General features: G+C 45.1%; 19 protein-coding genes and 1 tRNA gene. 10 read left to right on the top strand and 10 right to left on the bottom strand.

Annotated features, from left to right (window positions below):
• The first annotated feature begins 515 nt into the window (after positions 1–515).
• From CCZ37_RS17685 to phaC, 4 genes are all read left to right on the top strand, one after another.
• Positions 516–1256: an SDR family oxidoreductase gene (locus tag CCZ37_RS17685; RefSeq protein WP_094501775.1), complete on the top strand. Its 741-nt coding sequence runs from the start codon at positions 516–518 to the stop codon at positions 1254–1256.
• Positions 1257–1273: 17 nt separating this feature from the next.
• Positions 1274–2479: an acetyl-CoA C-acetyltransferase gene (locus CCZ37_RS17680; RefSeq protein ID WP_094501773.1), complete on the top strand. Its 1206-nt coding sequence runs from the start codon at positions 1274–1276 to the stop codon at positions 2477–2479.
• 42 nt (positions 2480–2521) lie between these two features.
• Positions 2522–2869: a phasin family protein gene (locus CCZ37_RS17675; protein WP_094501771.1), complete on the top strand. Its 348-nt coding sequence runs from the start codon at positions 2522–2524 to the stop codon at positions 2867–2869.
• Between the two features lie 62 nt (positions 2870–2931).
• Positions 2932–4710, top strand: coding sequence for a class I poly(R)-hydroxyalkanoic acid synthase (phaC, locus tag CCZ37_RS17670; protein ID WP_094501769.1), 1779 nt, complete (start codon positions 2932–2934; stop codon positions 4708–4710).
• Positions 4711–4864: 154 nt separating this feature from the next.
• On the opposite strand, the gene CCZ37_RS17665 is transcribed toward phaC, so the two are convergent.
• The 6 genes from CCZ37_RS17665 to napF form a co-directional block, all read right to left on the bottom strand.
• Positions 4865–4999, bottom strand: a complete 135-nt coding sequence (locus CCZ37_RS17665) for a TIGR02808 family protein (protein WP_094501767.1) — start codon at positions 4997–4999, stop codon at positions 4865–4867.
• A 12-nt stretch (positions 5000–5011) separates the two neighbouring features.
• Complete coding sequence (locus CCZ37_RS17660) at positions 5012–5590, bottom strand: NapC/NirT family cytochrome c (RefSeq protein WP_013868528.1); 579 nt, start codon at positions 5588–5590, stop codon at positions 5012–5014.
• Between the two features lie 32 nt (positions 5591–5622).
• The gene (locus CCZ37_RS17655; RefSeq protein WP_094502178.1) at positions 5623–6078 is read right to left on the bottom strand and encodes a nitrate reductase cytochrome c-type subunit; all 456 of its coding nucleotides are present in this window, start codon (positions 6076–6078) and stop codon (positions 5623–5625) included.
• A 73-nt stretch (positions 6079–6151) separates the two neighbouring features.
• Entirely contained in the window at positions 6152–8641 is a 2490-nt protein-coding gene (gene napA, locus CCZ37_RS17650; RefSeq protein ID WP_094501765.1) for a periplasmic nitrate reductase subunit alpha, read from the bottom strand.
• Entirely contained in the window at positions 8638–8943 is a 306-nt protein-coding gene (locus CCZ37_RS17645; RefSeq protein WP_094501763.1) for a chaperone NapD, read from the bottom strand. The genes napA and CCZ37_RS17645 overlap by 4 nt, the downstream gene beginning before the upstream one ends.
• Positions 8944–8945: 2 nt before the next feature.
• A complete protein-coding gene (napF, locus tag CCZ37_RS17640; RefSeq protein WP_094501761.1) occupies positions 8946–9440 on the bottom strand; it encodes a ferredoxin-type protein NapF in 495 nt (164 codons plus the stop codon).
• 215 nt (positions 9441–9655) lie between these two features.
• Between napF and narQ the strand changes: the two genes are divergently transcribed.
• Positions 9656–11380 (top strand): nitrate/nitrite two-component system sensor histidine kinase NarQ, encoded by a 1725-nt coding sequence (gene narQ, locus CCZ37_RS17635; protein WP_094501759.1) that lies wholly within the window; start codon positions 9656–9658, stop codon positions 11378–11380.
• On the top strand, positions 11367–11999 hold the full coding sequence (locus CCZ37_RS17630; protein ID WP_094501757.1) for a response regulator: 633 nt from the start codon (positions 11367–11369) through the stop codon (positions 11997–11999). The genes narQ and CCZ37_RS17630 overlap by 14 nt, the downstream gene beginning before the upstream one ends.
• Before the next feature lie 65 nt (positions 12000–12064).
• Here the strand turns inward: CCZ37_RS17630 and dcuC are convergent, their stop codons facing one another.
• The gene (gene dcuC, locus CCZ37_RS17625; RefSeq protein WP_094501755.1) at positions 12065–13432 is read right to left on the bottom strand and encodes an anaerobic C4-dicarboxylate transporter DcuC; all 1368 of its coding nucleotides are present in this window, start codon (positions 13430–13432) and stop codon (positions 12065–12067) included.
• 297 nt (positions 13433–13729) lie between these two features.
• Positions 13730–14857 carry an acyl-CoA desaturase gene (locus tag CCZ37_RS17620; protein ID WP_094501753.1) on the bottom strand — a complete coding sequence of 376 codons (1128 nt, stop codon included), beginning with the start codon at positions 14855–14857 and terminating at the stop codon, positions 13730–13732.
• 174 nt (positions 14858–15031) lie between these two features.
• Between CCZ37_RS17620 and CCZ37_RS17615 the strand changes: the two genes are divergently transcribed.
• Positions 15032–15574 carry a GNAT family N-acetyltransferase gene (locus tag CCZ37_RS17615; protein WP_094501751.1) on the top strand — a complete coding sequence of 181 codons (543 nt, stop codon included), beginning with the start codon at positions 15032–15034 and terminating at the stop codon, positions 15572–15574.
• Between the two features lie 185 nt (positions 15575–15759).
• Here the strand turns inward: CCZ37_RS17615 and CCZ37_RS17610 are convergent.
• Positions 15760–15850 (bottom strand) — tRNA-Ser (locus tag CCZ37_RS17610).
• A gap of 316 nt (positions 15851–16166) precedes the next feature.
• On the opposite strand from CCZ37_RS17610, the gene CCZ37_RS17605 reads away from it, so the two are divergent.
• Both CCZ37_RS17605 and CCZ37_RS17600 read left to right on the top strand, forming a co-directional pair.
• Complete coding sequence (locus tag CCZ37_RS17605; protein ID WP_010319597.1) at positions 16167–16844, top strand: MaoC family dehydratase; 678 nt, start codon at positions 16167–16169, stop codon at positions 16842–16844.
• 215 nt (positions 16845–17059) lie between these two features.
• Positions 17060–17410: a DUF3024 domain-containing protein gene (locus tag CCZ37_RS17600; protein ID WP_010319596.1), complete on the top strand. Its 351-nt coding sequence runs from the start codon at positions 17060–17062 to the stop codon at positions 17408–17410.
• Positions 17411–17471: 61 nt separating this feature from the next.
• On the opposite strand, the gene rnb is transcribed toward CCZ37_RS17600, so the two are convergent.
• Entirely contained in the window at positions 17472–19481 is a 2010-nt protein-coding gene (gene rnb, locus CCZ37_RS17595; RefSeq protein WP_094501749.1) for an exoribonuclease II, read from the bottom strand.
• Positions 19482–19843: 362 nt separating this feature from the next.
• On the opposite strand from rnb, the gene CCZ37_RS17590 reads away from it, so the two are divergent.
• Entirely contained in the window at positions 19844–21856 is a 2013-nt protein-coding gene (locus CCZ37_RS17590) for a DEAD/DEAH box helicase (RefSeq protein WP_094501747.1), read from the top strand.
• Positions 21857–21925: the final 69 nt, after the last annotated feature.

Genomic DNA, 21925 nt, shown 5'->3' with positions numbered 1-21925 from the left:
TACAGATGCCTAGCGGCAACGCTAAGCCATTTGGTATAGAATTCGCAATAGTTTAGTTTCATTTTCATATAGAATGTTAATGATTCTTAAATGTCGTACTCTTTATGAAATTATCATTAAACGCATTCACTCAACCCCACCATACCGCTATTTTCGACAGATCGCATGTAACAGCAATAAATAAGATAACTCCTTTAGTTTCAATTGGTTGATTTTAATTTTTGTTATTGTCAATAGCATAATTCAATTATAAATCAACACATTGCACCGTTTTAACTATTTAATAACATTTCATTCCATATGAGATCAACTTCAACCTTATGAATATTAATGCTTAATTTATTTGAAATGTCACAATCAGCCATTAAATTTAGTGCAGGGCCGAGTCTAATGCGGTTTCATTAAGTAAATTGAAAATAAATTATTTATAAAGTTAAAAATAGATAGCAGGGTGTATTGGTTTGTTATGCCTTGTCTGATGGATTAATACTATGCTGTTGAGAATGGAGTTCTAAATGAAGAAAGTCGCTTTGATCACGGGATCAAAAGGCGGAATCGGTTCTGCTATTTCTTGCCAATTAGTCAAAGATGGATATCGAGTCATTGCTACTTACTTTACTGGCAATTACCAATGTGCATTAGATTGGTTTCAAGAAAAGCAGTTTACTGAAGATCAAGTTCGACTGTTTGAACTTGATGTGACCAGCACTGAAGAGTGCGCAGAGCGCTTAAGCCAGTTATTGGAAGAAGAAGGCACCATTGATGTCATCGTGAATAATGCCGGCATTACGCGTGACAGCATGTTCAAAAAAATGTCATCTCAGTCATGGAAAGAAGTGATCGATACCAACCTAAACAGCGTTTTCAATGTCACCCAACCTCTGTTTTCAGCTATGTGCGAGAAAAAAGGGGGCCGGGTGATCAATATCTCCTCGGTGAATGGCCTCAAAGGTCAAATTGGTCAAACTAACTACTCTGCGGCCAAAGCGGGCATGATCGGTTTTTCAAAAGCTTTAGCTGCGGAAGGTGCGCGTAGTGGTGTAACGGTGAACGTAATTGCCCCTGGCTATACCGCAACACCTATGGTTGAAGAAATGAAGCCTGAAGTTCTGGCTTCCATCGTACAGCAGATCCCTATGTTACGTTTAGCGAAGCCAGAAGAGATCGCCCAAGCGGTCAGTTATTTAGCCAGTGATGCAGGTGCTTACATTACGGGTGAGACATTATCAATTAATGGCGGCTTGTACATGCACTAAGCAAGGATGGTTGGAAAATGGAAAAAGTATTCATTGTGGCTGCAAAACGCACCCCTATAGGTTCATTTTGTGGAGCATTAAAAGATTTCTCAGCAGGCAAACTGGCGGCAGTTGCGATTAAAGGGGCAGTTGAGTCAAGCCAAGTGTCTGCAGAAATTATCGATGAAGTAATCGTCGGCCATGTCGTGAGTGCGGCACAAGGTATGGGTGTTGGACGCCAAGCTGCTTTGTTTGCTGGCCTTGCTGATTCGGTTCCGGCTTACAGTGTTAATATGGTATGCGGTAGCGGAATGAAAGCGGTAATGGATGCCGTTTCACACATCCGTAGTGGTGATGCACAAGTTGTCGTTGCGGCGGGTGTTGAAGTGATGTCGCAAATCCCATTTGCGGCTCCAGCCACACTTCGTGAAGGCAACAAAATGGGCAACATCAGTCTAACCGATTTGCTGGTTGCTGATGGTTTAACCGACGTTTACAACCAATACCATATGGGGATTACGGCCGAAAATATCGCCAAACAGGTTGATATTTCGCGTGAGCAGCAAGACCAATTTGCACTTAATAGCCAACTCAAAGCGATAGCGGCGATTGAATCTGGCCAGTTTATTGATGAGATTGTTACGGTAGAAGTGCAGCGTCGTCGTGACACCTTCACCTTTGATACCGACGAATACCCCAAAGCCACAACCACATTAAACGCATTATCGGCCTTACGTCCAGCGTTTGACGCGCAAGGTACTGTCACGGCTGGTAATGCTTCTGGCATTAACGATGGAGCGAGCGCGGTCATCTTAGCGTCTGAATCCGCAGTGCAACAGTATGGTTTAACGCCGTTAGCTGAACTAGTGACTTATGCGCAGACGGGGATTGACCCGACGATTATGGGGCTCGGGCCGGTTCAAGCGGTCACCAAAGCGTTACATCATGCTGGCTTGTCACTGGGTGATATTGATCTTTTTGAGCTCAATGAAGCGTTTGCTGCGCAAGCGCTTGGTGTGGTGCATCAGTTAGCGAAACAACATGAAGTGGCCAGTCAATCGATTTTGGATAAAACCAATGTCAATGGTGGGGCTATTGCGCTTGGCCATCCGCTCGGGGCATCTGGAAATCGAATTTTGGTCACTTTAGTTCATGAACTCAATAAACGCCGCGGACAGTATGGAGTTGCTTCTCTTTGTGTCGGTGGTGGTATGGGAACCGCGGTTATTATCAAATCCGTTTAATGCGTTATTAATGGAATATATACACTCGTTAGGAGAAACAACATGTACACCGATTTTTTCAAAACATTTACTGATCAAACTGAAAAAAACTTAGAACCCTACTTCAACTTCAATAAGTTAGTGACAAAAAATGTGGAAGTCTTAACCGAACTACAATTGAACGCGATCCGCACTTATAGCGAAATGGGTTTAGCACAAATGAAGGCGGCCAGCGAAGTCAAAGATGTGATGTCATTTGCCTCTTTCAATGGCCAACAAATGAGTGTGCTCAACAAGCTTTCACAACAGATGATGGAAGATAGCAATAAGTTACAAACCATCGCCAAAGAGTTTAAAGATGATGTAGAAAAACTGGCCTCGGAAAACCTAAAAACAGTGACTCCTGCGTAACCGCTGTATTTGCGCCGCTAGGCCTAAGCGGCGCTTTTTTTCCGATCATAGGAGCAACACTCATGTTTCAGCACTTCTTTTCGGACTACCTTGTTAAACTCCAAGAAACCAACCAAAAGTGGTGGGATGACTTAGAGCTGAACAAGGCGGCCGTCAACTCTCCCCTTAATAAAGCGATGCAAGAAGTGAACTTTGAAGATACTGCGAAGTTCTTTGAGCAGGCGATTAATCAACCCACAGCAATGCTCAAACTGCAAACTCAATGGTGGGAGCAGCAATTGCATATTTGGCAAAACATCGTGCTCGCAGGTAACAAAGAGTCGATAGTCAACACCGATACGGGCGACAAACGTTTTGACCATGAAGCGTGGCAAAATGAGGCTTTTTATAGTTTTATCAAACAATCGTATTTGCTGTTTAGCAAAACGTGTTTAGAAACCATCGAGGCTATCGAAGGTTTGGATGAAAAAACCAAAGAACGGATTACGTTTTTTTCTCGTCAGGCGATCAATGCACTTTCACCCAGCAACTTTATTGCGACTAATCCAGAGCTCCTTAAGCTGACCATTGAAAAAAATGGTGAGAATCTGCTCGCTGGACTGGAAAAATTAAAAGAGGATGTTGAGTCGAGCGCGGACATCCTTAAAATTCGCATGACCAACAACAATGCCTTTCGTGTCGGTGAAGATGTGGCTAATTCACAGGGCAGTGTGGTTTTCAAAAATGAACTGTTTGAGTTGATTCAGTATAAGCCGCTAACAAAGACCGTTAATGCAACACCGCTTTTGATTGTGCCACCTTTCGTCAATAAATATTACATTCTTGATTTGCGTGAAAAGAACTCCATGGTGCGCTGGTTGGTTGAGCAAGGGCATAGCGTCTTCATGATTTCATGGCGCAACCCATCTCAAGCTCAGGCTCATATCAGCTTTGAAGACTATGTACTAGAAGGCGTGGTGAAAGCGGTCTCTGCGATTGAAGAGATCACTGGGCAAGAGCAGATCAACGCCGCGGGATATTGCATTGGCGGGACGGTTTTGGCTTCAACCATTGCTTACTACGCTGCTAAGCGAATGAAAAAACGCATCAAATCAGCTTCTTTCTTCACCACCTTGCTTGATTTCTCTCAACCGGGAGAGGTTGGGGCCTATATCAATGACACCATTATCAGCGCGATTGAGCACCAAAATAATGCCAAAGGGTATATGGATGGGCGTTCATTAAGTGTGACTTTCAGTTTACTGCGTGAAAACAGTTTGTACTGGAATTACTATGTTGATAACTATTTGAAAGGGAAGAGCCCTGTTGATTTTGACTTGTTGTATTGGAACAGTGATAGCACCAATGTTTCCGCTGCGACTCACAACTTCTTGTTGAGAGATTTGTACTTAGATAACAAATTGATTGAGGATAAAGGGGTAAAAGTCGGTGGGGTGTGGATTGATTTGGATAAGATAAAAATACCCAGTTATTTTATCTCGACGAAGGAAGACCACATTGCACTTTGGCAAGGCACTTACCGGGGCGCAATGAAAACCGGCGGCAACAAAACCTTTGTGCTCGGAGAATCGGGCCATATTGCCGGGATAGTGAATCACCCGGTAAAAAATAAGTATGGCTATTGGCTAAACGATACTTTAGATGATTCAGCGCAAGAGTGGCTTAACCACGCTGAACGCAAAGAGGGATCATGGTGGTTACATTGGAATGAGTGGTTAATGTCGTTCAATCCAACCGAACAAGTTCCCCCTTATGCGATCGGTTCAGAGCTTCACCCCGTTCTGGGCGCGGCCCCCGGCCAGTATGTTAAGCAAGTGCTGCCGATCATTTGTCAAGAGTAATGGGTTAGTGCGTCGTAGTTTGACTTATTTAAAACGCAACAAAGAATTTAAAACGCAACAAAGAATTTAAAACGCAACAAAAATCCGCCTTTCATCGGCGGATTTTTACTTTCTTCAGGGTTATTCAGGGCTACCTGATAGCATTCAGCGCTGTTTATTGCTCTTTATCTTTACTCAGTGACAACAACCAAAGTGAAACGGCAGCAACCACCGCAAAGCCGCCGAAGATAATGATAGGCATCGCGCTGTAACCAAGAATATGCCAAATTACCGATTCTAATGTACTCATGGGTTAATTCTCCTATTGCCAGCCTTCAACGCCTTGCATGTCTGGCAGTTTATGTGCAATACCTTTATGGCAATCGACACAGGTTTTTTCACCACTAGCAAGGGCGGTTGAATGCTGTTTGGCACTGCGTGGACCTTGCTCTGAAAAATCCATGTATTCGAACTCATGGCAGTTGCGGCACTCTAATGAGTCATTATTTTTCAATCGTGACCACTCACGCTCCGCGAGATGTGCTCGACGTGCTTGAAACTTTTCTGGTGTGCTAATGGTGCCTAACACCACATGAGCAAACAACTCTTTGGAGGCTTGCACTTTGCGGATAATCTTGTCTGTCCACTCATGGGGAACATGGCAGTCAGAGCAGATAGCACGTACGCCGGAACGGTTAGAATAGTGAATCGTCTCTTGGATCTCAGCCACAATCGGTGCATGACAGCCGGAGCAGAACTCTTCTGAGTTTGTTGCTTCCATACCGGTGTTAAATGCGCCCCAAAATAGCAGACCACCTGCAAACCCCATGAACAATACAATGCCAACGGCCGCTTTACTTGGGCTTGTGAGTCTTTTCCAAAACGCTTTTAATAATTTCATAAATAGCCTCTTAAGTTATTATCTGGCTACGATTAGCGAAGTGAATCAACGGATTTAAACTCATTTTCCACTAAAGGCTTCGCAATAGCTTGCGGTACATGGCACTGTAAACAGAAGTAACGGCGCGGTGAGACGTCAGCGAGCACCGCATCTTCACGGTTAACATAGTGGGTCACACTGATTTTGGTTGCGCCCATCTCTTTGGCATTTTTCCAACTGTGGCAAGCAAGGCACTTATTGGCGTTTAGCGACACTTCGTAGCCACGAATGTTATGTGGGATCAAAGGTGGCTGATAGACGTATTCGCTTTCAAGCGCTTGATCTCTTGGATACTTTTTAAAGTCGTCAGCAGGACGAGTCTCTTCGAGCTGTGTTGCGCCACGCAGCGATTCCAGCCCGCCGTTGCCGCCGGGGTTATTCAGTTCCGCCTGTATCGCTTGGCTAAATAAAACTCCAAAAGATAAAAGGGCGATCAGTAGTTTTTTCATCTTAAATTCTCCGCCTAATGGCTCATTCTGAGATCGGCTCCCCATAGGACAGCCGATGCATTCATTAACTGGCTTACGCTACTTTAGTGATTTTTACCGGACATTTTTTGAAGTCTGTCTGCTTCGACAGTGGGTCCGTGGCATCTAAAATCAGCTTGTTAATCAAAATGCGAGCATCAAAGAATGGGATAAAGACCAAACCATGCGGTGGACGATTTCGGCCGCGCGTTTCCACACGAACACGAACTTCGCCGCGTTTGTTGGAAATCAATACTTCATCACCACGTCGTAACCCACGCGCTTTGGCGTCATCTGGGTGGATGTAACAGAGCGCATCGGGTACGGCTTTATAAAGTTCAGGCACGCGCCGCGTCATAGTGCCGGTGTGCCAGTGTTCTAACACGCGGCCCGTACACAGCCACAGATCAAATTCGGCATCAGGTGATTCCGGCGGAGCTTCATAAGGAGCGGAGATGATCCACGCTTTACCATCCGGTTTGCCGTAGAAATCCCAATCAGATCCTTTTTTCGCATAAGGGTCGGAGCCTTCTTTAAAGCGCCATAACGTTTCTTTGCCATCCACAACCGGCCAGCGTAAGCCGCGAACGTTATGGTATGTGTCATAAGGCGCTAAGTCGTGGCCGTGACCGCGTCCGAAACTGGCGTACTCTTCAAATAACCCTTTTTGTACATAGAAACCGAAGTGATGTGCGTCATCGTTCAGCTCACGCGCTTCTTCAAGCGGGAATTGGTCAACCTGTCCGTTTCTGAACAGCACATCAAACAGGGTTTTACCGCGATATTGTGGCGCTTTGGCGAGTAATTCTTCAGGCCACACTTCTTCCATTTTGAAGCGTTTAGAGAACTCCATCACTTGCCATGAGTCTGATTTTGCTTCGCCTACCGTGCCAACTTGCTGATACCAAGCTTGAGTGCGGCGTTCAGCATTGCCGTAAGCGCCTTCTTTTTCTACCCACATTGCGGTAGGGAGCACTAAGTCGGCCGCTTGTGCTGTGGCTGTTGGATACGGATCAGACACGACGATAAAGTTTTCTGGGTTGCGATAACCCGGTAAACGTTCTTCGTTAATATTCGGGCCTGCTTGCATGTTGTTATTACACTGCACCCAGTAAGCGTTGAGTTTGCCATCTTTGAGCATTCGGTCTTGCTGTACGGCGTGAAAGCCCGGTTTTTCAGGAATGGTGCCTTGCGGAAGCTTCCATGTCTTTTCAGCAATCGCGCGATGTTTGGGGTTAGCCACCACCATGTCCGCAGGCAAGCGATGAGAAAAGGTTCCGACTTCACGTGCTGTGCCGCAAGCGGATGGCTGGCCTGTTAATGAAAATGGACTGTTGCCAGGTGTGGCAATTTTGCCTGTCAGTAAGTGCAGGTTGTAGACCAAGCTTTGCATCCAAACACCGCGAGTGTGTTGGTTCATGCCCATAGTCCACAGTGACATCACTTTGGTGTTAGGGTCAGCGTACTGTTTTGCCAGCGCGATCAGTTTATCTTCGGCAACGCCTGACATTTGCGCGGCTTTTTCAACCGTATAAGGTGCAACCGAGGCTTTATAAGCTTCAAAGTCAATCGCAGTCACATCACCGGAGTTGGCATTTTTCGCTTTAACTTGCAGTGGGTGCTCGTCACGCAGGCCATAACCAATATCGGTAGTCGCTTGTTTGAAGTGGGTATGTTTATTGACGAAATCCCAGTTCACCGCATTGTTTTGAATGATGTAGTTGGCGATGAAGTTGGCGATGGCAAGGTCACTTTGTGGGTGGAAAATGTAACCGTGGTCGGCCAGCTCAAACGAACGATGATAATAAGTCGAAAGGACATTTACTTTAACGTGTGGGTGACTTAAACGGCGATCGGTAATACGAGTCCAAAGAACCGGGTGCATTTCAGCCATGTTTGAACCCCAAAGCACAAAGGCATCAGCGTGTTCAAAATCATCATAGCAGCCCATCGGTTCATCAATACCAAAGGTGCGCATAAATCCAACAACGGCTGAAGCCATGCAGTGGCGAGCGTTCGGATCAATGTTATTAGAGCGAAAGCCCGCTTTCATTAGTTTAACGGCGGCGTAACCTTCCATCACGGTCCATTGGCCTGAACCGAACATGCCAACACTGGTTGGCCCTTTCGCTTTTAGAGCTTGTTTCCACTTTTCAGCCATCACATCGAAAGCCTGATCCCACGACACTGGCGTGAATTCTCCATCTTTATGATATTGGCCATCTTTCATGCGCAGCAGTGGCTGTGTTAAGCGATCTTTGCCATACATGATTTTTGAGAGGAAGTAGCCTTTAATGCAGTTCAACCCCTTGTTGACGGGGGATTCGGGGTCACCTTGCGTGGCAACCACTTTGCCATTTTGGGTACCGATTAATACTGAACAACCCGTACCGCAGAAACGACAAGGTGCTTTATCCCAGGTGATTTTTGTTTGGTCTGAGCTGGCAATCAAGTTCGTTGCGCTGGCGGGTAGAGTAATACCAGCGATAGCGGCTGCGGATGCGGCTGCGTTTGCTTTCACAAACGCGCGTCTTGTCATTTTCATACGTCACCCTCAATGTGGGAATGTTGTGTTCCAGAGTTGGTATCCGTGTCATCCAGCCCACTTTCTATTTGGTGATAAACCAAAGCGGTGCTGAGAACATGTGGTAAGTTGTTAATTGCATCGATGGTGTCAGTAACGAAGCCTTGATTTTCCGTTTCCAAAACGACGATCATTTTCCCTTCGTTGCTTTGGCCATACACTTCGGCGTTCTCAAACGATTCGATTGTCGCTTTGAGCGCCGCTAAATGTTCAGGCACGACGTGAACGATCAAACTTGAAATATGTACTTCATTGAGTGACATGTTTATCTCTCATTATTATTAATATTGCTCACACTGATGGCTGAGGTTGGACAGATGGAAACGCACGCGCCACATCCGTTGCAGGCATCAAGTTCGACATTCGGTTGCGCCACTTTTCCGATCACTAAATTGAACGTTATAGCGCTGACTTCACATGACTCAGCGCAGCTACGACACTCCACATTGCGCTTAGCCAAGCAGCTTTCTTCAAGCTCTGCTTTAGCTAGCCACGGTTGTGTTGAGCGCGGTGCGAAAATCGGCTCTGGGCAGCTTTGCGCGCACTGATAACAAAAGGTGCACTCATCAATATGAAAATCTATGGTTGGGAAGCCGCCATCACCTAAGGTGATGATCTTTGTTTCGCACGCGTCTAGGCAGCGGCCGCAGCGAGTGCACTCATCTGAAAAGGAGAGCGGGTGAGCAATCCAAGGCAAGCGGACAATGGTGTCATCGACCTGATTACGAGAAAAAAAACGCCTTTTCGAGAGATCAACCAAAGTGCATTCCTGTATTTGTTAACAAATCTTCATTTATCCATACACAAATTGTAGTTTTTGTCCTATTTCTATAAATACCCCCAAGGAGGTAATTGGCTAGGCATGTTGTTTTAGATCAATAAATTCAAGCGCGAGTGATCACATATTGAATGACTTTAACGACAGCGGCGTCCGATCAGATACAATGCTCGAGGAGAAGTTCACGGAGAGATGCTTTGAAAAAACGATCCAAACAGTCGGTAACCAGCACCATTGCCAAAGCCATGGTGTCGATTTTACTGTTATCGGTTGCCATCACAGGGTACGCCATTTTCACACTCGCTTCCTCACTCAATGATGCGGAAGCGGTGAACGTGGCTGGTTCAATGCGCATGCAAAGCTATCGATTGGCACATGATATTCAAAGCGACTCGGTGGATTATTCATCTCACATTTATCTTTTTGAACGTTCGCTTTATTCACCATCAATGAAAGCATTACAGCGTTGGCCGGTGCCAAACGACATCACCAAAGATTATTATCAGTTGATCATCCGCTGGCACGAACTGAAAAGCTTGTTAAATAGCGAGAACAAAGAGCGCTACCTTGATGAGGTAGCGAAATTTGTCAGCCAAATCGACCGTTTTGTCTTTAAGTTGCAGCACTTCTCAGAACAAAAGCTGATCCAACTGGCTTGGTTTGGCGGTATTGGGTTGGGTGGCGTGCTGTGTATCTCATTGTTTGTGGTGCATTTTATTCGTAAGGAAGTGGTGGGGCCATTGCGCTCGTTAGTGACCGCCAGTGAGCAGATCCAAAACCGTTCATTTGATGTATCGCTCAATGTCACCAGCCATAACGAAATGGGGATCTTAACCCGCACGTTTAATAAAATGGCCACCGATCTTGGTAAGCTTTATCTTGGTTTGGAGCAAGCGGTGAATGAGAAAACCCATAAGTTGCAAAATGCCAACCAAGCACTGCAAGTGTTGTACAACTGCTTGCAAGAGTTAACCGCGTCGCGCATTAGCCAAGATAATTTCCAAGCAATTTTGCAACACTTGGTTACCATTGAAGGCGTTGCGTTTGCTCAGCTAGAAATTGGTGATGACGCGGGTAAAAGTACGCGCTTATCCGAAGGCGAGAGTAATGGGCTCTCCCTCTCTCCGCTTTTGCTGAGCCTAGATGGGATGCAACTGGGTTACTTGTATCTGCAATACAGCTTGCCTTGTCCAAATAGCGCCTTGATTGATAACTTCGTGCAAATATTGTCGCGCGCTATCTATTATAATCAAGCGCAGAAACAAGCCGAGCAGTTGATCTTGATGGAAGAGCGCGCCACCATCGCCCGCGAACTGCATGATTCGTTAGCTCAATCGCTTTCGTATCTGAAGATACAAGTATCACTGCTAAAACGCGTGATTGGCCGAGCAGATACCCCGCAGGGCGTAGAGAGAAAAGAGCAAATCATTTTAGATATTGATCAAGGTTTATCGGGCGCTTACACCCAGTTAAGAGAGTTGTTAACCACCTTTAGGCTAACGATTAAAGAAGGCAATTTTGGTCAAGCACTCAAGGGCATGCTAGAGGAACTTGGCGAGCAAACCACAGCGGAAATTGTGCTTAAGAATAATTTGTCATCGATTGATTTAGATGCGCATCAACAAGTGCATTTACTGCAGTTAATCCGAGAAGCGACCACCAATGCCATCAAGCATGCTCAAGCTAATGTCATTCAAGTCAACTGTGATGAATTAGATGATCAGGTGATGGTGACGGTCAAAGACGACGGGATTGGCTTTGATCAACAGCGTGCTAAGCTCAATCATTATGGATTAAGCATTATGCAAGAAAGAGCGGCGCGGCTGCATGGCGCAGTGTCAGTAACCTCCGCACTCAATGCTGGGTGTGAAGTTATATTGAAATATAAACGTTCAAAGGATACCAATTTTGACAAGATGTAGAGTAATGCTGGTAGATGACCACCCTTTGATGAGACGTGGTATCAATCAGCTATTGAGCTTTGAAGATGACTTTGAAGTGGTTGCTGAAGCTTGTAACGGCAGTGAAGCCATTGCTTTGGCGCATGACATCGAGCCGGATCTCATTCTGCTTGATTTGAATATGAAAGGCATGTCAGGGCTCGATACGTTAACAGCGCTTCGTGCCGATGAATCAACCGCTACCATCGTTATTTTAACCGTATCAGACAGTGCGCTCGATATTGAAGCTATGGTGAAAGCGGGGGCTGATGGCTACCTTCTTAAAGATACTGAGCCAGATGAGCTGGTGGAACTGCTTAGACAGGCCGCGACGGGTGTAAAAGCGTACAGCGAGTTTGTTACTCAGTACCTCGCCGAGCGTCATACGCATGAAGATCTTTTTGAAACATTAACCGACCGTGAAACTCAGATTTTAAAAGAGGTCGCGAAAGGGTATCGGAATAAGCAAATTGCAGATCGTCTCTTCATTTCTGAGTCGACAGTAAAAGTGCACATGAAGAGTTTACTGAAGAAGCTACGCGTCCCATCGCGCACGGCAGCAACGATTTTATACTTGGAGCGCTATAGCGAGAGTAAATAACACCTATTTGGAAATAGCGGTTTGAAAAAGGGCGTCCGGTTGGACGCCCTGATTGTTTGTGGTCATTATACCGTCATTGGTACGAGGATGACTGTACCAATAATGACAGTGATCAAACCAAGGATGACAGGGACGGAGGTGCGCTTTACCACTTCAAATGGACTGATTTGACCCATACCAGCCGTTGCGACAACGACGCCTGATACTGGCGAAATGGTACGCCCAAGGTTGGAGGCTTGCAGCATTGGGATAATGAGAAAGGCTGGATTCACGCCCAATTTAGCCGCCAACGATGGCGCTAACTCAACAAAGGCGTAGAACGGAGCGTTGCCTGAACCCGTCGCAATAGCGGCTGCTACGGTAAGGCCTGTCAAAATCAGCATCAAGGCTATGCCGCCTGCGCCTGCGGTTTCTGCAAGATGAAGCAGGTTATCAATCGCTCCAATCGACATCAAACCTTGTGCGAACACGCCCGCAGCAACCAATAACATCACCACGCCTTTGAATGCTTCCGCCATGCCTGCGTAGCACGATTCTAGATCTTCTAACGTTTCTTTACCTTTAAAACGCTTCGTCACGAAGTCAACCAATGCACCGATGAAGATGGATCCGACCACAATGGTGTAAATATCAATGCTCAGACCTTTAATGGTTTCTCCGTTGAATAGAAATACGCCCGCAATAGGTAAGAATGGAAGAGCGGCATAGTAAGCGGGTGCTTTCACTTCGATGGCAGAAACATCGATTTTTTCCATCGGTGTATTGTCTTTCTTATCGAGATACTTGTTCCAGAAGAAGGCCGCGATCGCCATGACGATAATGGCGCAGATCGAAACAGGAAGAACCGTTTCCACAGCAAAAACGTGTAAAGGTAGGCCTGATTTTTCCGCCGCAATAACCACATCACCGGAGGTCGGGGAAAGGATGATCGCAGCAGGAGATGCACACACCGCAACCGCGGCCGGGCGAGAGATCCCCATCGCTACCATCATCGGAAATAAAGTGGCCATTAACAGCACGCCAAGACCCGTTGCTGAGCTCACCGCTAAAGACATCAAACACGCCACAATGTAAGCCGCAACCAGCAAGATATAAGGGGATGTAATAACCGAAAGAGGTTTAGAAAACTGTTTTACAACCACATTGTTGGCGCCGATGTGTGTCATGTACGAAGCAAAACCACACAGCAACATAATTTGCATGCCTAAACCGCCACCACTGTAACGTAGCATGTATTTCACGAATTCGAGTGCATCTGTTACTGTGTTACCGGTTGAGGGTACTTTAGCTGGCAGTACTGAATAGCCAAGTGCGCCGGTTAATAGCAGCAAAACGATACCTGCGGTGAGTAGCACACCGGCTGGCTTGTAACCTTTCACAATGAAATAACCCACTGCTATTGTTACTACTAAGCCAATTAAAAGCTCTAGCATTTAAGTCTCCTGAAATTATTAACAATATTGAAAAAACGTGTATCAATTTATGACAAGGAATTTACCGAAAAGAGTACTGTAGCACGAGAGCAAGTTGAGCTTTAGATGATCTAAAACAATAAAATTATCAATTGATAAGCTAGTTGAAAACACTTTAACTTTGAATATGTTTTGGTCGTTCTAACTATTCATTTAGCAAATATGTGGCTAGAAGTTCTGTTAGAGGGGGGAATAATTTAAGCTAGGAAAAATGAAGCCACTTAAGCCATGGCTTCACTGAACACGCAAAGTATGAATTTAGGAGTATTGACGGACAATGAGCTGCCAATTGGACTTTTGTAGTGCTAATTGATGCTTTACTTGCAGATAACGCAGCACCAATAGGGAGTGCTCATATCGGCGAATCATAGTACTTTTCTTACTTTCGATTAGCTGTTTCTTTAATTCATAATACTCTTGTAACTGTATGACTAAAGTGTCAAATTCACGCTGTATGCTGGCCATAACGAGTTGCTGATTGGGCAACGCGGCGATCTGTTTTTGCGCGTGACTTAATGCCATTAACGCTTTTGCTTTTTCGACCCTGAACGGAGGAGAAACACGCAGTTTATGTGCTAAGCCAAGCCACGCACACAGCTTGATCAGCCATTTTGTGGGGTCGTATTGCCACCAATAAATCCCATTTCGGTAATCATTTTCAAAAACATGGTGATAATTGTGGTAACCCTCTCCAAAAGTGAAGAAAGCCAAAATACCGTTATCGCGGGCTGTATTTTTATCAGTATAAGGCTGGCTACCCCATATATGGGCCAGTGAATTGATGAAAAATGTCGTGTGATGATTGAGCACTAAACGCAGCGCACCCACGATCAGTAACATGCCCAGTATATCGTGATAAATAAAACCAAGGAGCAGAGGAACGCCCAAGTTTATTGCGAGTGCCAAAGGCACATAATATTTATGCTGCCACATGACGATCTTATCTTTTTGCAGGTCACGGCAGTTGGAGTAGTCATCGTACGTGGTTTTATTGTAGTGACGCAGCATCCAACCTATGTGTGAAAACCAGAACCCACGTTTCGCTGAATAAGGATCTTTGTCATTATTATCTACATGCTTGTGATGAACTCGGTGATCAGAAGACCAATGTAGCGCGCTGTTTTGCAGTGCGAACGCCCCGCCTAATGCAAACAATAACCTTAATGTCCAGTGAGCTTCATAGGCTTTATGTGACCATAATCGGTGGTATCCCGCGGTTATGGAAAGGTTACAAAAGGAAAAACAAATCACTAACCAAAGCCAATGTGCCATACCATAACCAAATTGCCAGCCATACAAAGGGGCGACAATCGTTGCCAAGCCTAAACTGAAACTAAAAATAATAATGTTTATCCAGATAAGTGGTGGTTTTGATATCGTTTCCATGATTGAAACTCCTTGAGCTTACAGTTGTTCGCTAGAATATCAGCGAACAACTGTAAGTTAAAGAGGTTTGATGGCTATTTTGAGGATTGTGAACAGTATATTTTGCTTTTCTATTTGAACCTAATAGTATGAAAGGCGATGTTAATCCTTACAGGAAGTAAGAAGGACTAGAATATGGAAATAAAAGTAGCGGAATATTGTGATTTTGAAAGGATTGCTCAGCTCCACGCCCAAAGTTGGCGAACCCACTACCAAGGCATATTAGGCAAAGAGTACCTTGATGACGACGTTCTAGAAGATCGTTTACTGATTTGGCAAACTCGCTTAATCAATCCACCATTTAATCAACATGTCCTATTGATTGAAGAGGGAGGGTTGCTGTGTGGGTTTATCTGCGCCTTTGGTAACCACGATTTTGACAAAGGTAGCATTATCGAGTCTCTGCACATTGATGAAAATTATCGAGGAAGGGGGATTGGCCGTAAGTTGATCCAAGAGATGGCGGCATGGTTTGAGCAGTATTTCCCTAATAGCGGTGTATATTTGGAAGTGATGGCAGACAATAAGCAAGCCATCGAATTTTATGACTACTTAGCTGGTCGACCTAAAGGAGAGCGTTTATGGCGGTCTCCCTGTGGGCAAGATATTAAAGAGTGGGTTTACGCTTGGCCTAACCCAACAGATTTGCTGGCTTCGGTTTCTTCTACGGTTGATTGAAACGCATAGTGCGCGGGCTATGTCTTACCTACCGGTATTCGTGTGATTCGTTCTTGATGTATTGAGGGAGAGTCGATGACCAAATATGATTGCATCTTCCAGACACATGAGTTTTTAACCATCTAAAGTGTTAAATGCTATAAATAGAAAAAGCCTTTGATTATCAAAGGCTTTTTCTTGATATTTGGCGGAGAGATAGGGATTTGAACCCTAGGATAGCTATTAACCATCGCCGGTTTTCAAGACCGGTGCTTTAAACCACTCAGCCATCTCTCCGTGTGGTGCGCATAATAGATAGCCACCATAATATTGTAAAGCAATAAGTTGAGTCATCGACTCGGTTCGGCTAACCGCAATAACGTTTTCAGTTACAGTAAAGCGCCGTTTTTTACCGCCTCCCTTGATTTTATGAGCTATATACTCTATAACCTAGTTATCTAATAAAATGGTGTTTTATTTTTATTTAATTGATTTATATGTAATTTGTGCCTTTCGGGGAACGGTTGTACGCTCGAAAGTGTTTGCAGCTAAGTGTGAAGTACTTCAAAATTACACCAATCCAAGGGCATTCTAACTAATCACCGAGGTTTAGATGAAAGTCGAGAATCTTTTTAAGCATCGTGGCGATTCAATGAACAAGTACTCCTCTGAGCTTATGCAGTGGGTATCACCTTCAGTACGTGAGTACTGGGGCGAGCTTCTGCATAAAACAAACAGTCGCCAGTTGTTTTCTTGGGTTAGAGATTTTCACCAACCAGCGGTGAATGAAGATGCTCCTATTGCCGAACCCTTGGTACTCAAACCTGAAGCGCAACGTCTGTATAAACAGCTCCAGACTCAGATTGGTGAAGTCATTCATACGGGTAAATGGCTGGTGGTTGATCAAGAGCGCATTAACCAGTTTGGTCAAGTAACTGAGGATATGCAGTGGATTCATACCGACCCTCAAAAAGCAGAAGTTGATTCTCCATTTAGGACCACAATTGCGCACGGCTTTTTGACCTTGGCCTTGTTACCTAAATTGACGGATAGCGTTGATCCTGACAAACCAATATTTCCGACCGCAAAAATGGTGGTGAATATCGGTTTAAATGAAGTTCGTTTTCCGTATCCAGTGAAATCAGGAAACCGAGTAAGAGCCATTAGTACTCTATTGAAAGTTACACCAATCAAAAAAGGTTTGGAGATCGAGAGAGAAATTAAAGTGGAGATTGAAGGTATTCGTCGCCCAGGTTGTGTCGTGGTTTCCGTCATCCAACTCCATTTTTAAAGCCATAAAAAGGAGAGCAGTCTCTCCTTTGCCTATTTTATTTTCAATGTAATCGTATTTTCAATACCTGCTCTTACTTTGAAGCCTTCAAACTTTCGTGCTTTGGTCGATTGATATACTACTCAATAACTTGCTACTTAAGGCTTTTCATATCGAAGAGAGAGGAAGTCCGCTATAGTCGTGATGTCAGTAAGTAACGCCTGAGCGAGGGTAAAATGGCGGTAGTGAATTTCTTGCAACGTCAACTAGAACGAAGAGCAGAGCTTGTTTGCCATAATCGTAACCAAAGTGTGTCTGTTGAATTAGGCAAATCCTGTTTTGAGCCGATCGTTAACGGTGTGCACTTCATCAAACACCATTACAAATTAGATTCAACGCATTGCGACTATTCAAGTATCGTGGCGAAAGTGATTTGGGAAGACGCTAAATGGGCGCTGTATATTCCCAATACGGATCCCGATAAAGAAATTGAAGATTGGTTGCCGTATCCTTTTCTCTCTAAAACAACGGATTTGACGGCGTTGATCCGCGAAATTGAAAAAGATCCTAAATCTTACTTTTGGTGATCAATAAGCAATAAAAAGGCACTCCGAAGAATGCCTGATAGAAATGTCTATGTCGCTAAAATCACTCCCCTTGGATAGTGGTGTTAGCTTCTGAAGGCATAGGTAACGGTTCGAAAACCTGAGTCGGTTTTGCAATCAGACTGCGGTTTTCCATATTCACATCTGCGAGCACGACTTCCAGTGTATCACCGAGCATAAAGACGACTTCTTTATCGACAAGCAGCGTTCCACTTTCCGCATTACATTCAATACGTTCTTTGTTGTCTAAGATTAAAGAGCCAGGAATGAATGCGGCAGCGCCATTTTCCAAAAGACGTACGCGCATGCCAGCGCGATTGATATCAAAGATTTCAGCCGTAAAACGGGTGCCTTTGCTAGGTTCGTTTACTAGCGTTCTAGCATAGAGCCAGTCACCTACGTTACGCTCGGCCATTTTGTGGTGTTTGCGGTGTAGTGCCAACTCTTCACCAACGCTTTCATCCGGTGTTTGTACGGGCTCTTTGTTTAAAATATGTGCTTTCAACATACGATGGTTGATCATATCGCCATATTTACGGATAGGAGAAGTCCAAGTGGCATAGATATCCAAACCCATTGCGTAATGCGGAAGAGGTTGGTTTCCTATTTCACTGTAAGCTTGATACTTGCGGATACGATTATCCAGATAGCGGGTATCTTGCTTACATAACCAGCGACGTAAAGAGGCAAAGCCTTCTAGAGTCGCTAAGTTATCGGCAGTGTATTCAAGCTCACCCGTTGGGTTGACTAATTCGACAACATCGGCAATTTTTTCGGGTTTGAACCCCGCGTGCGTATTGAACACGCCTTGGCCAAAATGCGCTTTGAGCGTTTTTCCCGCACAGATATTCGCGGTTATCATCGCTTCCTCAACAAGACGGTTAGCACTACGGCGAAGATCCGCATGAATTGCCACTACGTCGTTGTCTTCACTCAGTTCAAATCGATAATCAGGGTGATCAGGAAACACGACCGCGTATGTTTCGCGCCATTGTGCGCGCGCTAATGAAAAATCATACAAATCACGCACAACGGAAGCGATTTGGTCACTTGGTTGCCAATCGGCAGAAGTGCCCGTTTCTAACCAATCTGATACATGATCATAAACCAATCGAGCGTGCGATTTAATGTTGGCCGCAAAAAAGGTAATGTCATCGCCAATCACACCTTCCTTAGTCACTGTTACGGTACAGCAAAGGGCAGGGCGAACTTCATTTTCCATCAACGAACACAAATCATCGGCTAAATCACGTGGCAACATTGGGATATTGCGGCCAGGGAGATAAATAGTGAAACCCCGTTCACGCGCGACACTGTCCATCTCGTCATCTGGCGTGATGTATGCGGTTGGGTCTGCAATGGCAATGGTTAATGTGAAGTCACCGTTTTCGGTTCTTTGGGCGAACAGTGCATCATCCATATCTTTAGTTGATGCCCCATCGATGGTCACGAAAGGAAGGTGGGTCATATCGAGGCGTTGTAGAGCAGCATCATCTTTTAGCTGCCAATGTTCAATGCCTGCCGGCTCACTGTTAGGCAGGTCATTTTCAGCTAAAGTAACCCACCAAGGCGCAATTTTATCGTTGGCATCCGTAATTTTATGGGTGATTTCAACCATAAAACCGCTATCGTCTTTAAGTGGATGATTAACAAGTTGTGCAACGACCCAATCGCCTTCAGAGAAATGTTCAGGATTTAATCCTTTTTGCACCTTGGCTTTCAGCGATTGCCTTTTTAGTTGCGGGTTATCGGGCGTGACATTCAGCTTACCTTTGTACAGCTTTACACGGCCAATGAAGCGAGTTAATGAAGGCTCAAGCAGCTCTTGAGGCTCAGCCACTTCTTTCTCATTCTCGGTGCGAATGATGGCCACCACTTTATCTCCGTGTAGGCATTTCTTCATGTACGGAGGCGGAATAAAGAAGCTGTTTTTACTGTCAACTTCTAAAAAGCCGAAGCCTTTTTCAGTGGCTTTTATCGTGCCTTCTTTTTTAGGCAAGTTCTCTTGGATTTGTTGCTTGAGTTGAGCAAGGAGCGGATTATCTTGAAACATGTTTCTTTTTCTAACAAATGCGATTGGGCACACTATAATCATTGAGCGGGATGATTACTACCGAAAGCGTTATTTTTGCTAGTCTGCTTTAACAGTGCGCTGTAAATGCAGCTTCTGTGTTCGTTTTGGGTGAATTAATAAGCTTAATGGTCATTTATGACGAATTTTTGTGATGTAATTCAATTTTTACTGGCTTTTTTTATGCTTTTAGGGAATAATCCGCGTCCCTTATATGTCCCTAGCGGCTTGATGCGTTTTAAGACTTATCCGCATCTGAACGGAACTCAGCTCTTTTTAATGGATCGGTATTGGAATTGGTAGAGCACGTGGGACCTTTTGTTAATTAATCTAGTGGGATCTCCATGCAAGACTCTGTAATTCAATTTAGTGAATTAGCCCTAAACGAATCAATCCTTTCTGCTCTAAATGAAATGGGTTTCGTTTCTCCAACTCCTATCCAAGCTGCTGCTATTCCATTTCTTCTTGAAGGAAGAGATGCGCTAGGTAAAGCACAAACAGGTACAGGCAAAACGGCTGCGTTTTCTCTACCTCTACTGAATAAATTAAACCTTTCTCAACACAAACCACAAGCGATCGTGATGGCACCAACTCGTGAACTTGCTATCCAAGTTGCGGCAGAAATCAAAAACCTTGGCCAAAAGATTCAAGGCCTTAAAGTACTTGAGATCTATGGCGGTGCTTCTATTGTTGACCAAATGCGCGCTTTGAAAAATGGTGCTCATATTGTGGTTGGCACACCTGGTCGTGTAAAAGACTTGATCACTCGTGATCGCCTTCATTTAGACGAATGTCATACCTTCGTTCTTGATGAAGCGGATGAAATGCTCAAAATGGGCTTCGTTGATGACGTAACTTGGATCATGGAACAAGCACCTGGCACCGCTCAACGCGTGCTGTTCTCTGCGACTATGCCTCCTATGGTGAAGACGATTGTTGACCGTTACCTACGTGATCCAGCTCGTGTTGACGTAGCAGGTTCAAACCAAACTGTTGCGAAAGTAGAGCAGCAATATTGGGTTGTTAAAGGTGTTGAAAAAGATGAAGCGATGGCTCGTCTTCTTGAAACAGAAGAAACCGATGCGTCAATCGTCTTTGTACGTACTCGTCAAGACACCGAGCGTTTAGCTGATTGGTTATTATCTCGTGGCTTTAAAGCGGCAGCACTTCATGGTGATATTCCGCAATCACTGCGTGAGCGCACGGTTGATCATATCAAACAGGGTGTAATCGACATTCTTGTTGCGACAGACGTTGTTGCTCGTGGTCTTGATGTTCCACGTATTACACACGTGTTCAACTATGATATCCCATTCGATGTAGAATCATACATCCACCGTATTGGCCGTACTGGCCGCGCTGGACGCAAAGGTAAAGCGATCCTTCTAGTTCGCACGAACCAAATTCGTATGTTGCGTACGATTGAGCGTGTAACTCGTTCTCAAATGGAAGAGATTCAACTTCCAATGCGTGACAAAGTTGCTGAAGCTCGCCTCATCAAACTGGGTGCAGAGCTAGAAGCTGACAAAGGTCATACTGCTTTAGACAAATTTGTTGAGCTCATTGAAAAACTTCAACAAAGCCTAGAGATTGATGCCACAACACTGGCGGCCATTTTACTGAAGCGCCAACAAGGCAATCGTCCACTCTTCTATGTCGGCCCAGATCCAATGGTCGACGCGATCGAGCGTGAAAAATCACGTCGCCGTGATCGTAAAGAGGGTAGTGAGCGTGGTGAACGCCGTGAAGGCGGTCGCGATAGCCGTGATGGACGCGAAGGTCGCCGCGAGTATGGTACTGCGAGCAATGACTGGGATACTTATCAGTTACAAGTCGGCCGTGAGCAAGGCGTGCAAGTGAAAGACATCGTTGGTGCTTTAGCTAATGAACTTGGTTTAACCAAAGGTTCAATTGGTGCAATTAAACTTGCTCAAGGCCATACATTCGTACAGCTTCCTAAATCAATGTCTTCAGATGTTGAAGGCAAATTGCGTAAACTGCGTATTCGCCAAAAAGAAGTCGGTGCCGTTGTATGTGACTTTGATGACTTCCGCGAGTCTCGTGGTCGTCGTGAAGGTGGTAACGGTGGTGGTGCCCGCCGTGAAGGCGGAAACGGTGGCTTCCGTAATCGTGAAGGCGGTGCTCCTGCTGCTGGTGCAGGTCGTGGTGGCCGTGAAGGTGGCTTCCGTGGCAACCGTGACGGTGCAGCGGCGACTGGTCGTGATGGTGAGCGTCGTTTTGACCGCAACCGTGGTGGCGATCATCGTGGTAACTTCCGTGGTGAACGTGGTCACGGTAATGCTAATGCTAATGCTAATGCGGGTACGCTAAGCCGTCCTCGTCGCGCTGAAGCATAATCAATTATTGAAACTCCAAAGCCCGTGATATTTATCATGGGCTTTTTCTTTTGATTTACATAATTCGAT

This window comes from Vibrio qinghaiensis, from assembly GCF_002257545.1.
Taxonomy (GTDB): domain Bacteria; phylum Pseudomonadota; class Gammaproteobacteria; order Enterobacterales; family Vibrionaceae; genus Vibrio; species Vibrio ordalii.
This window is presented reverse-complemented; position numbering and strand designations above follow the sequence as displayed.

Bases quoted from the DNA above. Each gene is read 5' to 3' on its own strand.
- CCZ37_RS17685 (WP_094501775.1), top strand. From the start codon at position 516: ATGAAGAAAGTCGCTTTGATCACGGGATCAAAAGGCGGAATCGGTTCT.
- CCZ37_RS17680 (WP_094501773.1), top strand. From the start codon at position 1,274: ATGGAAAAAGTATTCATTGTGGCTGCAAAACGCACCCCTATAGGTTCA.
- CCZ37_RS17675 (WP_094501771.1), top strand. From the start codon at position 2,522: ATGTACACCGATTTTTTCAAAACATTTACTGATCAAACTGAAAAAAAC.
- phaC (WP_094501769.1), top strand. From the start codon at position 2,932: ATGTTTCAGCACTTCTTTTCGGACTACCTTGTTAAACTCCAAGAAACC.
- CCZ37_RS17665 (WP_094501767.1), bottom strand. From the start codon at position 4,999: ATGAGTACATTAGAATCGGTAATTTGGCATATTCTTGGTTACAGCGCG.
- CCZ37_RS17660 (WP_013868528.1), bottom strand. From the start codon at position 5,590: ATGAAATTATTAAAAGCGTTTTGGAAAAGACTCACAAGCCCAAGTAAA.
- CCZ37_RS17655 (WP_094502178.1), bottom strand. From the start codon at position 6,078: ATGAAAAAACTACTGATCGCCCTTTTATCTTTTGGAGTTTTATTTAGC.
- napA (WP_094501765.1), bottom strand. From the start codon at position 8,641: ATGAAAATGACAAGACGCGCGTTTGTGAAAGCAAACGCAGCCGCATCC.
- CCZ37_RS17645 (WP_094501763.1), bottom strand. From the start codon at position 8,943: ATGTCACTCAATGAAGTACATATTTCAAGTTTGATCGTTCACGTCGTG.
- dcuC (WP_094501755.1), bottom strand. From the start codon at position 13,432: ATGCTAGAGCTTTTAATTGGCTTAGTAGTAACAATAGCAGTGGGTTAT.
- CCZ37_RS17620 (WP_094501753.1), bottom strand. From the start codon at position 14,857: ATGGAAACGATATCAAAACCACCACTTATCTGGATAAACATTATTATT.
- CCZ37_RS17615 (WP_094501751.1), top strand. From the start codon at position 15,032: ATGGAAATAAAAGTAGCGGAATATTGTGATTTTGAAAGGATTGCTCAG.
- CCZ37_RS17605 (WP_010319597.1), top strand. From the start codon at position 16,167: ATGAAAGTCGAGAATCTTTTTAAGCATCGTGGCGATTCAATGAACAAG.
- CCZ37_RS17600 (WP_010319596.1), top strand. From the start codon at position 17,060: ATGGCGGTAGTGAATTTCTTGCAACGTCAACTAGAACGAAGAGCAGAG.
- rnb (WP_094501749.1), bottom strand. From the start codon at position 19,481: ATGTTTCAAGATAATCCGCTCCTTGCTCAACTCAAGCAACAAATCCAA.
- CCZ37_RS17590 (WP_094501747.1), top strand. From the start codon at position 19,844: ATGCAAGACTCTGTAATTCAATTTAGTGAATTAGCCCTAAACGAATCA.